The sequence below is a fragment of the Mesorhizobium sp. WSM4906 genome (assembly GCF_029674625.1).
In the GTDB taxonomy this organism is placed as follows: Bacteria; Pseudomonadota; Alphaproteobacteria; order Rhizobiales; family Rhizobiaceae; genus Mesorhizobium.
In genome coordinates, this window is the sequence record NZ_CP121355.1 from 4,619,598 (window position 1) to 4,634,433 (window position 14,836).

Sequence of the window (14,836 nt, forward strand, 5' to 3'; positions counted from 1 at the left end):
TGGTCAGCGGCAAACGCGCGTGATAAAAGCGCGGCCAAAAGAGAGTTTTGGCGATGAACAGATTCACCCCCGCAAAGCCTGCCGGCGCGCGCAGCGTCGACGAGATCACTCACAGCCGGCGGCTGCGGCGCATGCGCAAGGCCGACTGGTCGCGCCGTCTGGTGCAGGAGAACCAGCTGTCGGTGAACGACCTGATCTGGCCGATCTTCGTCGTCGACGGCAAAAATGTGCGCGAGCCGATCGCCGCCATGCCCGACGTCTATCGCCTGTCCGTCGACCTCGCGGTCAAGGAAGCCGAGCGCGCCGCCAAGCTCGGCATCCCGGCGATCGCCACCTTCCCCAATATCGAGCTTTCGCTGCGCGACCAGACCGGCTCGCACATTCTCGATCCGGAAAACATCATCAACCGCACCACGCGCGCCATCAAGGAGGCGGTGCCGGAGATCGGCATTATTACCGACGCCGCGCTCGATCCGTTCACCAGCCACGGCCATGATGGCATTTTGCGCGACGGCATCATCGTCAATGACGAGACCGTCGAGCAGGTCGCCGCGGCGGCCGTCATCCAGGCGGCGGCCGGCGCCGACATCATCGCGCCGTCCGACATGATGGACGGGCGCATCGGCGCCATCCGCGACGCGCTCGACGCCAACGGTTTCCAGGACGTCGCGATCATGTCCTATGCGACCAAGTTCGCGTCGGCCTTCTACGGCCCCTATCGCGAGGCGGTGGGCACTGCCGGCCTGCTCAAGGGCGACAAGAAGACCTATTACGTCGACCACGCCAATTCCGACGAGGCCATGCGCGAGGCCGAGCAGGACCTCGCCGAAGGCGCCGACATGCTGATGGTGAAGCCGGGGCTGCCCTATCTCGACATCATCCGCAGGCTGAAGGACGAGCTGCAGATGCCGACCTTCGCCTACCAGGTATCGGGCGAATATTCGATGATCAAGGCAGCCGCCGCCAATGGCTGGATCGACGGCGAGAAGGCGATGCTGGAATCGCTCCTCGCGCTCAAGCGCGCCGGCTGCGACGGCATCCTCACCTATTTCGCGCCGACCGTGGCCGAGATGCTGAAGGGCTGACCTCCTCCCCATCGCCTTTGAGGTCTTGCTGTCCAGGTAAGCCCACCGGGCGATTTTGGGCGTCCAGAGAAATTCCGCTTGCAAATCGCAATCAGTCAAGCTATTCCGTAACTGATTGCACATTACAACTGGTTTAGGAGGCAATCATGTCCAAGCTGCGTGTCAACGCTTTCACCCTGTCGCTCGACGGCTACGGCGCCGGTCCGGATCAGACTCTCGAAACCCCGCTCGGCGTCGGCGGCGAAGCCCTGCATAAATGGATGATCGGCACCCGCACCTTTCGCGAGATGGTGATCGGCAAGGAGGGCGGCACCACCGACATCGACGATAGCTTCGCGGTGCGCAGCTTCGAGAATGTCGGCGCCTGGATCCTCGGCCGCAACATGTTCGGGCCGATCCGCGGCGAGTGGCCGGACGAGAACTGGAAAGGCTGGTGGGGCGACAACCCGCCCTATCAGGTGCCGGTCTTCGTGCTCACCCATCACAAGCGCGCGCCGATCGTCATGGAAGGCGGCACGACGTTCCATTTCGTCACCGACGGCATCCATTCGGCGCTCGAACAGGCGAAGGCGGCGGCCAACGGCAAGGACGTACGCGTCGGCGGCGGCGTTTCGACTGTGCGGCAATATCTGCAAGAGAGGCTCATCGACGAGATGCATCTGGCCATCTCGCCTCTCCTGCTCGGCTCCGGCGAGCATCTTTTCGCCGGTCTCGACATGCCGAAGCTCGGCTACCGCTGCACCAGCCAGGTCGCGACGGCCGATGCCACGCATGTGATGATCGGGAGGGATTAGGAAATAGACCCAACGTCTTGTGATGATTGGCGAAACCCTTGGGGGCAGGCCCTTTCTCCCCGTCACTATACGGGGAGAAATGCCCGGCAGGGCAATGAGGGGCGGCGCTACCGATCCAGTTATTTTGCCGACAATACGACCGACTGCAGCGATTTACCGACTTCAATTTTCGAGGTGGGCGCCGCCCCCTCATCCGCCATTCGGGCACCTTCTCCCCGTGAACGGGGAGAAGGCAATACGCCTCAATACTTCGCCGGTACATAAAGCTCGCGCGGCAGCACCTGGCGCTCGTAGGACGGGTTGAAGACACGCTCCGGCAGCGTGATCTCCTCATGCGGCACGTCCTCATAGGGCATCTGCTGCAGCAGATGGTCGATGCAGTTCAGCCGCGCCCGCTTCTTGTCGTTGCCTTCGACGATGAACCAGGGCGCCTCCTTGATGTTGGTGCGGGCGAAGGTCTCTTCCTTGGCCTTGGTGTACTGCTCCCAGCGCACGCGCGACTGCAGGTCCATCGGCGACAGCTTCCACTGCTTCATCGGATCGTGGATGCGCATCAGGAAGCGCATCTGCTGCTCCTCGTCGGTGATCGAGAACCAGTATTTCACCAGCGTGATGCCGGAGCGCACAAGCATGCGTTCGAATTCCGGCACGTCGCGGAAGAATTCCTCCACCTGCTCGGGATTGGCAAAGCCCATCACGCGCTCGACGCCGGAGCGGTTGTACCAGGAACGATCGAATAGCACGATCTCGCCGCCCGCCGGCAGATGCGGCACGTAGCGCTGGAAATACCATTGCGACTTCTCGCGCTCGGTCGGCGCCGGCAGCGCCACGACGCGGCAGATGCGCGGGTTGAGGCGCTGGGTGATACGCTTGATGACGCCGCCCTTACCGGCGGAGTCGCGGCCCTCGAAAATCACCACCAGCTTCTTCTTGTGGTAGGCGACCCAGGACTGCAGCTTGATCAGTTCCGACTGCAGCCGCAGCAGCTCGCGGAAATAGGTCATCCGCTCGATGGAGGGCGGATGCGACTTCTTGTAGATCCTGGCGATCTCGAGCGAGAGCGCGGGCTCGGAAATCTCCAGCTCATAGTCCTCGTCGAGCGTGTCCTCGAGCTCGGCTTCCAGCCAGTCCTTGGCTCCGGAATTCGTTTTGAGTTCGTTCATCGCGCAGCTCCTGCCTGCCAGCCACTTTCGCCTCGGATGCGTTCCGGCCCGGGAAACGCAACTCCGTAAGCCGACTGAGATACAGATGCGCAATGACGGTTTTATTGCAAGCGCGGACCAGCATACTGGACTAGCTGATATGTGATCGGCCCGTATCGATGGCGGGGCGACAAGCCGCCGGAATTGTCCTACAAATACCCTCCGCCTCTTTCCGGCGCCCGCCACGTCGCGCCTTTTCAAAACAAATCGCGAGGACCTGACATGGAATACCGCACGCTTGGCCGTTCCGGCCTCAAGGTTTCGACACTGACGCTTGGCACGATGACCTTCGGCGGCACAGGCCCGTTCGCCGCCGTCGGCAATTCCGATCTTTCGGAGGCCAGGCGCATCATCGACACCTGCATCGATGCCGGCATCAACCTCATCGACACCGCCAACGTCTATTCGAGCGGCCTGTCGGAGGAGATCGTCGGCGAGGCGCTTGGCGGCAAGCGTAAGAACGATGTGCTCATCGCCTCCAAGGCGCGCATGCGGATCGGCAGCGGCCCCAACGACGAAGGCCTGTCGCGCCATCACCTGATCCGCGAATGCGAAAGAAGCCTGAAGCGGCTCAAGACCGATGTCATCGACATCTATTTCCTGCATGAGTGGGACGGCGTCACGCCGCTGGAGGAGACGATCGCCGCGCTCGACACCTTGGTCGGCCAGGGCAAGGTCCGTTATGTCGGCTGCTCCAACTATTCCGGCTGGCAGGTGATGAAGGCGCTCTCGATCAGCGACAGCCATCATCAGCCACGCTTCGTCACCCAGCAGATCCACTACACGCTGGAAGCGCGCGAGGCGGAGTACGAGTTGCTGCCGATCTCGGTCGACCAGGGCCTTGGCGTGCTGGTGTGGAGCCCGCTGGCCGGCGGCCTGCTTTCCGGCAAATACCGCCGCGATAGCCCGACGGCGCGCCAGCTTGGCGGCTGGTCGGAGCCGCCGATCCGCGACGAGGACAGGCTGTGGCGCATCGTCGACGTGCTGGTCGAGATCGGCAAGGCGCGCGGTGTTTCGGCGGCCCAGATGGCGCTTGCCTGGCTGCTCGGCCGCCCGGCCGTTTCTTCGCTGGTGATCGGCGCCCGCAACGAAACCCAGCTGAAGGACAATCTTGCCGCGGCAAGCCTGACGCTGTCGTTGGATGAGCGCTTGCGGCTCGACGCCGTCAGCCGGCCACCGGTGCTTTACCCATACTGGCACCAGCAGTTCACCGCCAAGGACCGGTTCGGCCCGGCCGACCTGGTGCTTGATCGCAGTGTCATCTGAGAACCGTCAACCTGTGATGTAGCGCCAGACTTCCGGATCGGGTTCGATCTGGCCGCTCAGCACGAAATATTTGTAGAGGACGAGCAGCGAGACCGCCCGCTCGTCCTTTTCGTTGCTGAACCGGCGGCAGTAAGCGTTTGCCGCCGTTATGATGCGTTGGGCTTCCGCCGGACGCTTTTCGAAATAGGCGATCTTGTCGGCGGCATCCGAAAAATCCGGCGCCAGCGGCACGTAGTGGACATTGGCCTCGAGCTCAGCTTCGGCGAACCATGTCTCGTAGGTCGGAGGCGGCATCAGGCAGAGCGAATTCGAGCTCATGATCCATTTCAGGTTCGTCGCCACGTCGTTGCCTTCGAGCGAGACGATGTAGCGGAACTGCAGCTGCTGCGGGATCGTGAGGTAGGGCTTGCGGTAGTTCTCCGGCGCGCTCGGCTTGGGCGAGCCCGCATCGCAAACCGGCAGACCGCGCACGGCATCGACGAACCGCTTGCGGATCGGATTGTTGAGATCGCCGCGCCAGACCGCCATCGGGCGCTTGTCGGCGAAGGACAAGCTGTCGCGGGGAAACCGGAAATGACGGAACTTGTCGAGCTTCATGATCACGGCGTTGCCGTTGTCGTCACGGATCGGCCGATCCTTGACGATCGCCGGCATCCTGGGCACGTTGACGACATCGCCAAACTCGAGATCGATGAGCAGGCCGCGATCGAAGTAGCGCGCGAACTCCTTCAGATCGTAATAATACATGCTGCCGAACTTGGGTATTTGACCGGCCGGCACGGCCGCCGCGCTCGGCACGAAGCTATGGTCGAGCCTATTGTAGTAGTTGACCCGATCGCGGACCGTTTTGCCGGAGAGCTTCGCCTGCCGCAGGCGGCCAGCCAGGCGCTGGCGAAAGAGAGCCTGCGGCACCACATCGCGCGTGATGTTGCGTATGAAATAAAATACCCGCGCTGCGGTGCGTAAGGGCGAGGCCATGCGTCCGTCGTTTCAGTAGTGGCGTGTTGTTCCCCGCACCTCCTACAGCATTGCGCCGCACATCTTGCAAGTCCGCGCGCCGTGACGAACTTGTGAGAGTCCTTATATTCGGGCGACGGTAGAGGGTAATCAGGCAGCGACGATGGCGAAACCCCTGGCGCGCAGGCCGCGCCGATCCTCATGCAGCGATGTCACCAGCCGGTCGCGGCTGCCCGCGATATGGGCCGAGAGCAGCCGCGCCGCGTCGTCGGCGTCCCCGTTCCGCACGGCTGCCAGGATGGCATGGTGCTCGGCCCAGGCGCGCCCCAATGCCGCCTCGTCGCGCACTTCCAGCCAGCGGGCGCGCGACAGTCTCGTCATCGCGTCGCGCACGGCTCGCAACAGGAATTCATTGCCGGAGAGCCTGGCCAGCTCGATGTGAAAATCCATGCCGACGCGGTGCCATTCCTCGCGCGGCGTCGAGGCATCGCAGGAATCGAGCATCGCCGCGATCACCTCGACCCCGCTGCGGTCCTGAAGCGCCGCCGTCAGCCTCACCGCCGCCACCTCGACCGCCTCGCGATAGACGGCGATCTGGCCAAGCTCGGCAAGGTTGATCGGCGCCACGGTCCAGCCGCGGCCGTCGCGGCCGATCAACCCTTCGGTCTCGAGCCGCAGCAATGCGGCCCTGACCGGGGTGCGCGAGGCGCCGAAGCGGCTTTCGATCCAGCGCTCGGTCAGCCGCTCGCCCGGGCCGATCTCCAGCCCGAGGATCATCTCGCGAAGCTGCCTTTCGACGTTCTGCATCTGCGACATCGTCGTTCCACTTTTCGGACGCCGCATTGACAGCGGCTGGGTTCGGGTTCATGACGGATACCGGTTTGGTATCCCAAAATGGTATCCGGAGCAATCCCGGATGACCGGGCAGGCATGACATGGCAGACGACACTTCGGAACAGAGCGGCTACAGCATCCATTGGCGGCGCAATCTCGCCGTCTGCTTCGCCGGCTCGTTCAGCACGCTCATCGCCATGACGCTGCTCTTGCCCTTCCTGCCGCTTTACGTCGAACAATTGGGTGCCGAGGGGCACGCGGCGATCGTGCAATGGTCGGGAATTGCCTATGGCGCCACCTTCTTTGCCGCGGCGTTGGTCGCCCCTTTGTGGGGGCGGCTCGGCGACCGTTACGGCCGCAAGCTGATGCTGGTGCGCGCCTCGTTCGGGATGGCAATCTGCATGTCGCTGACAGGCATGGTCGAGAGTGTCTGGCAATTGGTGTTGCTGAGGCTCCTGATCGGCTTTGCCGGCGGCTATTCCTCGGGATCGACGATATTGGTGGCGATGCAGACGCCGAAGGACCGCTCCGGCTGGGCGCTCGGCGTGCTCTCGGCCGGCATCACGGCGGGCTCGCTGGTCGGCCCGCTGCTCGGCGGCGTGCTGCCGCCGGTGATCGGCATCCGCGCCACCTTCCTGCTCTCCGGCGGTGTGATTTTCCTTGCGTTCCTGGCCACGACTTTCCTGATCAAGGAAAACCCGCCGGCGCGCAAACCCGTCTCGGCGGCAAAACCGAAAAGCGGCTGGTCGCAGATCCCCGACAAGCGCCCTGTCGTCGCCATGCTGACGACCGGCATGCTGCTCGCCTTCGCCACCATGTCGATCGAGCCCATCATCACCGTCTACGTGCAGCAGCTCGTCGAGGACCAGAGCAAGGTGACGATGGTCGCGGGCGTGGTAATGTCGGCGGCCGCGCTCGGCACCATTCTTTCTTCGTCATGGCTGGGCAAGCTCGCCGACCGCGTCGGCCACTGGAATGTCGTCGTCGGCGCGCTCGCGGTCTCGGCGCTGCTGCTCATCCCCCAGGCTTTCGTCACCGACGGCTGGCAGCTCATCGGGCTGCGCTTCCTGATGGGCCTGGCGCTCGGCGGCCTGCTGCCCTGCATCACCAGCGTCATCCGCCACAACATCCCGGACGGCGTCGGCGGCAATGTGCTCGGACTGTCGATCTCGGCGCAATATGTCGGCCAGGTAGCGGGGCCGCTCGCCGGCGGCTTCGTCGGCGGCCATTTCGGCATGCGGGCGGTGTTTTTGGGCACGTCCATGCTGATGGCGCTGGGCGCGGTCTATAACTGGATTGTCCAGTCGCGGCGGGCGCGGCATATGCTGGTCGAGGCCGGCGAATCCTGATTGGCGCGCCTGCCTGCCGAAACACGGAGCATTGAAATGAGCCTTGCCGGGCAATCCTCGAACGGCGCCAGCCGTGTCCTCGTGCTGGCGGGCGGCCTCGTCGGTGCGGCAGGCGTGGCGCTGTCGGCCGCCGCCGCGCATTTAGGCGGCGCCTTCACCGGCACAGCCGCATCCTTCCTGTTGATGCATGCGCCGGTCTTTCTCGGCATCGGCCTTATCGGCGGCAACCGGTATCTCCGGATCGCAAGCCTGGTGCTGCTCGTCGGCCTGCTGCTGTTCTCGGGCGACCTGCTCGCCCGGGATTTCCTCGGTTCGCGACTGTTCCCGATGTCGGCGCCGATCGGCGGCACCCTGCTTATCGCCGGCTGGCTGGCGATCGCGGTTTCGGCGCTACTGCGTCCACGGCCCTAGACTGACCCGCCTCGTGGCGGGGCTCGCCGCGAATGAAACGGCGGGATTACTTGCGCCCCGGACGCAGCTTCAATCTGCGCGTCGCCGGCTCCGCCGCGCGCTGCCGTTCCGGGCGGTCGGTCGCCGGCGATATGCCCCAATAGTTGCGATAGATGTCCTGGAAAAGATGGCTGATCGGATGCATGACTGGCCCCTTGGATTGAATCGATCCAATCGATCGACGCGAAAAAGGCTGATTTTTCAGGCGCGCTTGCGCTTCACGATGAAATGGGGTTCGCGCTTCCACGGGCTTGCACTGCCGCGGCGCCGCTCGCTCCGCGCGGCCGAGGCGATGCCCCAATCGTTGCGGTAGACGTCTTCAAACAAATAGTTGACCGGATGCATGGCACCCTCCTTCGAACTTTGCTCCCAATCGCCGAAGCGACCTTGGATCGATTCAAATCATATGCCTCGCACCACTGGAGTCAAGCGAAAATTTGAATCGATCCAAGAAAAATGTTAGATGACCGGCGACCATTCCACGGTCATGTTGGCTGTGTGACCGGATTCGGAGGAACGACATGGCATCACCTATCGAAGGCCAAGCACGACCCATCCGGCTGGCGGACATCGCCAAGGCGGCCGGTGTCTCGCACGGCACGGCCTCCAACGTCTTCAGTCGCCCGGAGATCGTGCGCGCCGAGGTGCGTGAAAAGGTCAAGGCGGTGGCGGAAGCGATGGGTTATGCCGGCCCCGATCCGAAGGGCCGGCTGCTGCGTGCCGGCAAGGTCAACGCCATCGGCGTCGGCACGACCGAACCCCTCTCCTATTTCTTCGAGGATCCCTTCGCCCGCGTCATGATGGCCGGTATCTCCGAAGCCTGCGACGCAACCGGCGCCGGGATCGCCCTGGTTTCAGCCGCCAACCAGGAAAAACTCGCCTGGAACATCCAGAGCGCGCTGGTCGACGGCTTCATCCTGTTCTGCATCGAAGGCGGCTCGCGCCTCGTCGATCTGACGCGCGAGCGCAGGCTGCCCTTCGTGGCGCTGGAACTCGGCTTTCACGATGAGACCATTTCGGCGATCGGCGTCGACAATGTCGCCGGCGGGCGACTCGCCGCGCGCCATGTCGCCGAACTCGGCCATCGCCGCTTCGCGGTTCTGTCGCTGACCCTCGGCGAGGAACGCACCGGTTTCGTCACGCCGGAAATGGTCCGATCGGCGGTCTATACAGGAACGCGTGATCGTCTCGCCGGCTATTTCGAGGAACTGTCCCGCTTCGGTATCGACACGACAAAGATCCCGATCTTCGAGACCGAGAACGAAGAAAAAAGCACCAGGGCCGGGCTCGAAGCGATCTTCACCGGCGGCGAGCGGCCGACCGCCATCCTGGCGATGTCCGACAGGATGGCCTTGATCGCCATCGAATGGTTGGCCAAGCGGGGCCTCAAGGTGCCGGAGGATGTTTCCATCGTCGGCTTCGACGGCGTGCCGGACGGCGCGCTAAGCGACCCGCCGCTGACCACGATTGCCCAGCCGATCACCGAGATCGGCCGCCGGGCTGCTCACATGATCCTCGACTTCGACGGCACGGTGCGGCGTGAGACGATGGGCGTCGAGCTCGTCGTCAGGGCCTCTACCGGCCCTGCGCCGAAAAGCTGAACAATTCCCAGCAGTTCAGCTAGGTAGCTGAACTACTGCTTTCCTGGATTTTATTTCAGTACCCGCCAATCCTCGCCGGTACCGGTTGTGCGCCGAACGCGGCGCGCGCGGACTCCCCGCGTGCCGGCTTGGCGCGAGCCGGACCGAGACCGGCGAACCATTCGAGATAGAGCGCCAGCGCGAACTGCATGGCGATGCCGGCCGCGATCAGCAGCGTGTCAAAGGCGAGCCCGCCCGGATTGATCAGCTTCAGCACCTGCGCAACCATGGCGATCAGCGTTCCGGCAATGAACACCGGCAGCGAGCGCTTGCCGAGGATCGCCAGCGGATTGTCGGGCTTGGCGCGGAACAAGTTCGACACGGCCGGCAGAGCCACGATCAGGTAGCTGACGGCCAGGATGTGCAGCAGCCGCGGCAGCGACAGGAAGGTCTTGTCGAAACCGCCGATCACAACCGGCAGGTTGAACCAGGTGATATGACCCCAGAGCGGGCTGTGCACCCAGATCGCCGCGCCGGCCACGTAGACGCCGGCGAAGCCCACCAGCCACCGGTTCACGGGGATGGTGCCGCCGCGCTTGACGTGCAGCATGGCGGCAAGGCCGATATTGAACAGGAATTGCCAGGACAGCGGGTTCAAGAACCAGAGACCCGGTTCGGGATAGTTCGGCGGCGCGATCTGCCAGATCCCGGCAACCAGCCACAGCAGGCCGGACACCGTCAGTGCCGCCACGGGCCTGCAGCTGACCAACAGCACGAAGGCCGGCGCCGCCAGAAGCAGCGCGGCATAAACCGGCAGGATGTTGTTGTAGCCGAGCTGGTGACCGAGCGTGACGATGCCGAGCAGCACTTCCGGCGTGTTCTTCATCAGCGGCTCGATGTTGATCATCTTCAACAGCTCCGGGCGGTGGGCAAACACCGCCGTGGCGCAGAACAGGGCGATCACCGCCATGGTGATGACGATATGCGTGACGTAGAGCACGCCGGCGCGCCGCCACATCTTCAGGGTCGCCAGCAGCCTGCCGCCCGGCTTGAACTTGCTGCCATAGGCGAGCGCCACGGAGATGCCGGAGATCAGCACGAAAGCCTCGGCCGCGTCGGAAAAGCCGATATTCTTGTAGGTCAGGTTTTCGAAGATGGTGCCCGGCACGTGGTCGACGAAAATGGTGAGCAGGGCGAGCGCGCGCAGCACGTCGATACGCGTATCGCGATCGTTGATACGCGTGTCGCGCTGGTTGACGTGCTTATCGCGATCTTTTGTAGGCGTGTCGCGATCGTCGGCTCGCGTATCGCGCTGAGAAAGGGGGATGGTCATCGACAAAAGGCCTCAGAGCTGGTGTTTCATGTCCAGCAATGCGACCCCCGACGCACCGCTTCGATTCCTCCCGTCGGGAGGGTATCGGCGCAGAAACGGCCTGAAATGCGCCCGGTTCAATCAACTTTCGCGGAGCTTGAAAACATTCCGTTTTGAAGCCGGCAAATCAACGAAATCACCATAAAATCAACAGGATGTGATCATGTCCGAACATGCCAATAAAAACAGCGTGCTGCATCATGATCTGCCTTTTTCCTACCGCTTGATGAGACCGGCAAATGCGAGCTGCGACTGCCTTTTCGTGCTGCATGGATCGGGCGTGGACGAAACGACGCTGGCGCCGCTGGCAAGGCAGATCGCGCCGCGCGCGGTGCTTGTCGCCGCGCGCGGCCGCATCCGGCAGGAGGACGGTTTTCGCTGGTTCGAGCGAATCACGCCGACCAGCTTCGAGCAGTCGAGCATCCGCGCGGAGACGGCCGCCTTCGCTGAATTCGCAACCGAAGCCGCCGAGCGCCACGATCTCGATCTTTCACGCGCGACCTTCCTCGGCTATTCGAACGGCGCCAATCTGGTTTCCACGCTCATGCTGCTTCATCCCGGGCTGGTGCGGCAGGCGGCATTGTTGAGAGCGATGCCGGTGCTCGACAACGCGCCGGCGACCGATCTTGCCGGAACGCGGGTGCTGATCATCGCCGGCGCGACAGACCAGACCTACGGCCCCTTCGCGCCGGCCCTGGTGACGATGTTCGGCCAACGCGGCGCCGAGGTCGATGCGCGCATCGTCGCCTCCGGCCATGAATTCGGCGATGCCGATGCCGCGATCGCGCGGCAATGGCTCGCCGGGCCTACGCCGGCTGGCTGACGGCACTCCCGATGCGGAATTCGCGTGCCGACATGACAGCCGACTCCGGTATAGCCGGCTCCGTCTAGGCCACTCAGCCCTGCCCCATCCGGTTCCAGGCATCCAGGCCGGCGATCTTGTAGGCTTCGGCCAGCGTCGGATAGTTGAAGGTGTTGTTGACGAAGAAGTCGACGGTACCGCCGAGATTGATCACCGCCTGGCCGATATGGATGAGCTCGGTGGCGCCCTCGCCGACGATATGGGCGCCGAGCAGGCGGCGCGTCTCGACCGAGAACAGGAGCTTCAGGAAGCCGGAGTTGACGCCCATGATGTGACCGCGTGAGGTTTCCCGGAAGCGCGCAACGCCGACCTCATAGGCGATCCCGCTCTCGCGCACCTGTTCCTCCGACTGACCGACGGTCGAGATTTCCGGCACGGCATAGATGCCGTAGGGGAAGGTTTCCGGCGCCGGCGGCAGGGTGACGCCGAAAGCGTGACAGGCAGCCACCCTGCCCTGCTCCATGGAGGTCGAGGCCAGGCTTGGGAAGCCGATGACGTCGCCGGCGGCATAGATATTCGGCGCACTGGTCTGGAACGTTTGCGGGTCGACCTTGATGCGACCTCTCCCATCGGCTTCGATGCCAACCATCTCCAGGCCGAGGCTGGCGACGTTGCCAGTGCGGCCGGCGGCGTAGAGCACCATCTCGGAACGGATGGTGCGGCCGTCGGCCAGCGTCACCTCGGCATGATCCGGCTTTGAAGCGATTTCCTTGACCGTGCTGCCGAGGCGGATGGTCATGCCGCGATCGCGCATCTGGTGGATGAAGTCGTCGACGATCTCGCGATCGATGAAATCGAGGATGGTGCTGCGCGGCTCGACCAGCGTGACCGGCACGTCCAGCGCCGAGAAGATGGTCGCGTATTCGACGCCGATGACACCGGCGCCGATCACCGTCAGCGTGCGCGGCAGATGGTGGAGTTCCAGCATCTCGTCGCTGTCGAAGATGCGCTTCCTGTCGAACGGCACGTCCCCTGGACGATGCGGCCTGGTGCCGACGGCGATCAGCGCGTTGGCGAAACCGACTTCGCTGTAGTCACCGTTCTCCGCCGTCAGGCTGACCCGATTGGGGCCAAGGAATTTGACCGCGGCGCGCGCACTCCTCACGGTATTGCGCATGAACTGGTGCTGCAGCACCTCGACCTCGTGGTCGAGCGTCTTGTGCAGGCGATCGACGAGATCGGCGATCGAAATATCCTGCTTGACCCGGTAGCCGCGGCCGTAGAAGCCTCGCTCGCGCCAGCCGGAAAGGTTGAGCACCGTCTCGCGCAGCGTTTTCGACGGAATTGTGCCGGTGTGCACCGAGACGCCGCCGAGGCGACGGCCCCTGTCGACCACCAGCACCGATTTGCCAAGCTTGGCCGACTGCACCGCGGCGCGGCGCCCGGAGGGGCCGCTGCCGATGACAAGCATGTCGTAATCCATATTTCCCCATCCCCTCGGCGTCTTGCTGCGCCGCAGCAAGCTAACGCGATCCGCGCCATGAATTCAACCATAGCGCCCCGGCTCACCACGGCTTGTCGCGCATGCGTCACCAGTCGTCGATCTTGATTCCGCCGCCGGCTTTCACCATTTCAGTGGCGAATGGCCGACACCTATTTCGGGCCAATTACGAGGATATGACATGAACGCGCGCGTTCTTGACGGCGAGATCATCACCACGAGGTTCGAGGACACGCGCGCCTATCGCAGCGTGCGCACAAGGCGCATCTTCGCCTTCATCCTCGACTATTTCATCGTTGCGCTGCTCACCATCCCCTTCGCGATACTGGTCGCCGTGCTTGGCCTTTTGACCTTCGGCCTCGGCTGGGCACTGTTTTCCGTGCTGGTGCCGGCGGTTGCCATCCTCTACATCTGGAATACGTTGGGCAGCCGCGACCAGGCCACGACCGGCATGAAGATCATGGGCATCCGGCTCGACAAGCTCGACGGCACGCGCATCGACGGCCTGACAGCGGTGGTGCATTCGGTGTTGTTCTGGGCCGCCAACGTCATCCTGACGCCGCTGGTGCTGCTGGTCACGCTGTTTTCGGATCGTAAGCGCACGCTGCATGACCTGCTTCTGGGCACCGTCGTCACGCGCACCGACATTTAGCGGTGTCCGCGACCGCCATCACCACGGCGGTTATGCTAAAATATGAACACCCTGGACCGGCCGCGGCCGCACAATCCTGTTGAATTTTTCCCCGGTCGGGCCAAAGGTAGGGCGATTCGCAGGAGCGTTTCCAAGAATCGATGACGCAGCATCCGACCCAGTCGCCGCAGTTCTTCCTGACCGCGCCGTCGCCGTGCCCCTACCTGGAGGGCCAGTTCGAGCGCAAGGTGTTCACGCACCTTGTCGGCGACAAGGCGCCCGAGATGAACGACCTGTTGACCCAGGGCGGCTTCCGGCGCTCACAGAATATCGCCTACCGGCCGGCCTGCGAGTCCTGCCGTGCCTGCGTGTCGGTGCGGATCCTGGCGCAGGAGTTCACCGCCAGCCGCAACATGCGCCGCGTGGTCCAGCGCAATGCCGATCTGATCGGCGCCATGCACGACGCCCAGCCGTCGACCGAGCAGTACTCGCTGTTCCGCGCCTATCTCGACGCCCGCCATCGCCGCGGCGGCATGTCCGACATGACCGTGCTCGACTATGCGATGATGGTCGAGGACACGCATGTCGATACCAAGATCATCGAATACCGGCGCCGCGGCCCGGACACCTTCATCACCGGCAAGGGTCAGGGTGAATTGATTGCGGTTGCGCTGACCGACAAGATGGCCGACGGTCTGTCGATGGTCTATTCCTATTTCAATCCCGATTTCGAGGACCGTTCGCTCGGCACTTTCATGATCCTCGACCACATCGCCCGCGCCAATGCGATGGGACTGCCCCACGTCTATCTCGGCTACTGGGTCAACGGCTCGCGCAAGATGAGCTATAAGATGCGCTTCATGCCGCAGGAGCATCTCGGCCCGAAAGGCTGGGAACGCTACGACCACGAAGCGGTCAGTCGCTGATCCGCTTCATCTTTCACCCTTAAACTGTTTCAGGGAGGAGGATGCCGGCCTTTCGGTCGTCAGGCTGAAAGGGCCGACGCATGGCCG

At 63.6% G+C, this 14,836-nt stretch carries 16 protein-coding genes; 9 read left to right on the top strand and 7 right to left on the bottom strand.

Annotated features, from left to right (window positions below; genetic code table 11):
- The first annotated feature begins 53 nt into the window (after positions 1-53).
- Positions 54-1,085, top strand: a complete 1,032-nt coding sequence (hemB, locus tag QAZ22_RS22200; protein WP_278202827.1) for a porphobilinogen synthase — start codon at positions 54-56, stop codon at positions 1,083-1,085.
- 146 nt (positions 1,086-1,231) lie between these two features.
- Complete coding sequence (locus tag QAZ22_RS22205) at positions 1,232-1,879, top strand: dihydrofolate reductase family protein (protein ID WP_278202828.1); 648 nt, start codon at positions 1,232-1,234, stop codon at positions 1,877-1,879.
- A 242-nt stretch (positions 1,880-2,121) separates the two neighbouring features.
- Here QAZ22_RS22205 and ppk2 read toward each other — a convergent pair whose 3' ends face one another.
- The gene (ppk2, locus tag QAZ22_RS22210; protein ID WP_278076991.1) at positions 2,122-3,042 is read right to left on the bottom strand and encodes a polyphosphate kinase 2; all 921 of its coding nucleotides are present in this window, start codon (positions 3,040-3,042) and stop codon (positions 2,122-2,124) included.
- Positions 3,043-3,303: 261 nt separating this feature from the next.
- On the opposite strand from ppk2, the gene QAZ22_RS22215 reads away from it, so the two are divergent.
- Positions 3,304-4,347, top strand: a complete 1,044-nt coding sequence (locus tag QAZ22_RS22215) for an aldo/keto reductase (RefSeq protein WP_278202829.1) — start codon at positions 3,304-3,306, stop codon at positions 4,345-4,347.
- Positions 4,348-4,353: 6 nt separating this feature from the next.
- Here the strand turns inward: QAZ22_RS22215 and QAZ22_RS22220 are convergent, their stop codons facing one another.
- Both QAZ22_RS22220 and QAZ22_RS22225 read right to left on the bottom strand, forming a co-directional pair.
- Positions 4,354-5,325, bottom strand: coding sequence for a glycosyl transferase family 90 (locus tag QAZ22_RS22220; RefSeq protein ID WP_278202831.1), 972 nt, complete (start codon positions 5,323-5,325; stop codon positions 4,354-4,356).
- 129 nt (positions 5,326-5,454) lie between these two features.
- Positions 5,455-6,120 (bottom strand): GntR family transcriptional regulator, encoded by a 666-nt coding sequence (locus QAZ22_RS22225; protein WP_278202832.1) that lies wholly within the window; start codon positions 6,118-6,120, stop codon positions 5,455-5,457.
- A 119-nt stretch (positions 6,121-6,239) separates the two neighbouring features.
- Between QAZ22_RS22225 and QAZ22_RS22230 the strand changes: the two genes are divergently transcribed.
- Both QAZ22_RS22230 and QAZ22_RS22235 read left to right on the top strand, forming a co-directional pair.
- Positions 6,240-7,487, top strand: coding sequence for a multidrug efflux MFS transporter (locus QAZ22_RS22230; protein ID WP_278202834.1), 1,248 nt, complete (start codon positions 6,240-6,242; stop codon positions 7,485-7,487).
- A 36-nt stretch (positions 7,488-7,523) separates the two neighbouring features.
- Positions 7,524-7,898 carry a DUF423 domain-containing protein gene (locus tag QAZ22_RS22235; protein ID WP_278207906.1) on the top strand — a complete coding sequence of 125 codons (375 nt, stop codon included), beginning with the start codon at positions 7,524-7,526 and terminating at the stop codon, positions 7,896-7,898.
- A 46-nt stretch (positions 7,899-7,944) separates the two neighbouring features.
- Here QAZ22_RS22235 and QAZ22_RS22240 read toward each other — a convergent pair whose 3' ends face one another.
- Together QAZ22_RS22240 and QAZ22_RS22245 are read right to left on the bottom strand one after the other, a co-directional pair.
- Positions 7,945-8,082 carry a hypothetical protein gene (locus QAZ22_RS22240; protein ID WP_278202835.1) on the bottom strand — a complete coding sequence of 46 codons (138 nt, stop codon included), beginning with the start codon at positions 8,080-8,082 and terminating at the stop codon, positions 7,945-7,947.
- Positions 8,083-8,138: 56 nt separating this feature from the next.
- Positions 8,139-8,282 (bottom strand): hypothetical protein, encoded by a 144-nt coding sequence (locus tag QAZ22_RS22245; protein ID WP_278202836.1) that lies wholly within the window; start codon positions 8,280-8,282, stop codon positions 8,139-8,141.
- 176 nt (positions 8,283-8,458) lie between these two features.
- Between QAZ22_RS22245 and QAZ22_RS22250 the strand changes: the two genes are divergently transcribed.
- Positions 8,459-9,538, top strand: a complete 1,080-nt coding sequence (locus QAZ22_RS22250; protein WP_278202837.1) for a substrate-binding domain-containing protein — start codon at positions 8,459-8,461, stop codon at positions 9,536-9,538.
- A gap of 55 nt (positions 9,539-9,593) precedes the next feature.
- Here the strand turns inward: QAZ22_RS22250 and opgC are convergent, their stop codons facing one another.
- A complete protein-coding gene (gene opgC / locus QAZ22_RS22255; protein ID WP_278202838.1) occupies positions 9,594-10,850 on the bottom strand; it encodes an OpgC domain-containing protein in 1,257 nt (418 codons plus the stop codon).
- A 202-nt stretch (positions 10,851-11,052) separates the two neighbouring features.
- Between opgC and QAZ22_RS22260 the strand changes: the two genes are divergently transcribed.
- Positions 11,053-11,712: an alpha/beta hydrolase gene (locus QAZ22_RS22260; protein ID WP_278202839.1), complete on the top strand. Its 660-nt coding sequence runs from the start codon at positions 11,053-11,055 to the stop codon at positions 11,710-11,712.
- 73 nt (positions 11,713-11,785) lie between these two features.
- Here the strand turns inward: QAZ22_RS22260 and sthA are convergent, their stop codons facing one another.
- The gene (gene sthA, locus QAZ22_RS22265; RefSeq protein WP_278202840.1) at positions 11,786-13,174 is read right to left on the bottom strand and encodes a Si-specific NAD(P)(+) transhydrogenase; all 1,389 of its coding nucleotides are present in this window, start codon (positions 13,172-13,174) and stop codon (positions 11,786-11,788) included.
- A gap of 199 nt (positions 13,175-13,373) precedes the next feature.
- Between sthA and QAZ22_RS22270 the strand changes: the two genes are divergently transcribed.
- Both QAZ22_RS22270 and QAZ22_RS22275 read left to right on the top strand, forming a co-directional pair.
- The gene (locus QAZ22_RS22270; RefSeq protein ID WP_278202841.1) at positions 13,374-13,844 is read left to right on the top strand and encodes an RDD family protein; all 471 of its coding nucleotides are present in this window, start codon (positions 13,374-13,376) and stop codon (positions 13,842-13,844) included.
- Between the two features lie 140 nt (positions 13,845-13,984).
- On the top strand, positions 13,985-14,749 hold the full coding sequence (locus QAZ22_RS22275) for an arginyltransferase (protein ID WP_278202842.1): 765 nt from the start codon (positions 13,985-13,987) through the stop codon (positions 14,747-14,749).
- Positions 14,750-14,836: the final 87 nt, after the last annotated feature.

Excerpts from the sequence above, each read along its gene's own strand:
- QAZ22_RS22230 (WP_278202834.1), top strand. The coding sequence starts at position 6,240 with ATGGCAGACGACACTTCGGAACAGAGCGGCTACAGCATCCATTGGCGG.
- QAZ22_RS22235 (WP_278207906.1), top strand. The coding sequence starts at position 7,524 with ATGAGCCTTGCCGGGCAATCCTCGAACGGCGCCAGCCGTGTCCTCGTG.
- ppk2 (WP_278076991.1), bottom strand. The coding sequence starts at position 3,042 with ATGAACGAACTCAAAACGAATTCCGGAGCCAAGGACTGGCTGGAAGCC.
- QAZ22_RS22225 (WP_278202832.1), bottom strand. The coding sequence starts at position 6,120 with ATGTCGCAGATGCAGAACGTCGAAAGGCAGCTTCGCGAGATGATCCTC.
- opgC (WP_278202838.1), bottom strand. The coding sequence starts at position 10,850 with ATGACCATCCCCCTTTCTCAGCGCGATACGCGAGCCGACGATCGCGAC.
- QAZ22_RS22215 (WP_278202829.1), top strand. The coding sequence starts at position 3,304 with ATGGAATACCGCACGCTTGGCCGTTCCGGCCTCAAGGTTTCGACACTG.
- sthA (WP_278202840.1), bottom strand. The coding sequence starts at position 13,174 with ATGGATTACGACATGCTTGTCATCGGCAGCGGCCCCTCCGGGCGCCGC.
- QAZ22_RS22270 (WP_278202841.1), top strand. The coding sequence starts at position 13,374 with ATGAACGCGCGCGTTCTTGACGGCGAGATCATCACCACGAGGTTCGAG.
- QAZ22_RS22240 (WP_278202835.1), bottom strand. The coding sequence starts at position 8,082 with ATGCATCCGATCAGCCATCTTTTCCAGGACATCTATCGCAACTATTGG.
- QAZ22_RS22245 (WP_278202836.1), bottom strand. The coding sequence starts at position 8,282 with ATGCATCCGGTCAACTATTTGTTTGAAGACGTCTACCGCAACGATTGG.
- QAZ22_RS22220 (WP_278202831.1), bottom strand. The coding sequence starts at position 5,325 with ATGGCCTCGCCCTTACGCACCGCAGCGCGGGTATTTTATTTCATACGC.
- QAZ22_RS22260 (WP_278202839.1), top strand. The coding sequence starts at position 11,053 with ATGTCCGAACATGCCAATAAAAACAGCGTGCTGCATCATGATCTGCCT.
- hemB (WP_278202827.1), top strand. The coding sequence starts at position 54 with ATGAACAGATTCACCCCCGCAAAGCCTGCCGGCGCGCGCAGCGTCGAC.
- QAZ22_RS22205 (WP_278202828.1), top strand. The coding sequence starts at position 1,232 with ATGTCCAAGCTGCGTGTCAACGCTTTCACCCTGTCGCTCGACGGCTAC.
- QAZ22_RS22275 (WP_278202842.1), top strand. The coding sequence starts at position 13,985 with ATGACGCAGCATCCGACCCAGTCGCCGCAGTTCTTCCTGACCGCGCCG.
- QAZ22_RS22250 (WP_278202837.1), top strand. The coding sequence starts at position 8,459 with ATGGCATCACCTATCGAAGGCCAAGCACGACCCATCCGGCTGGCGGAC.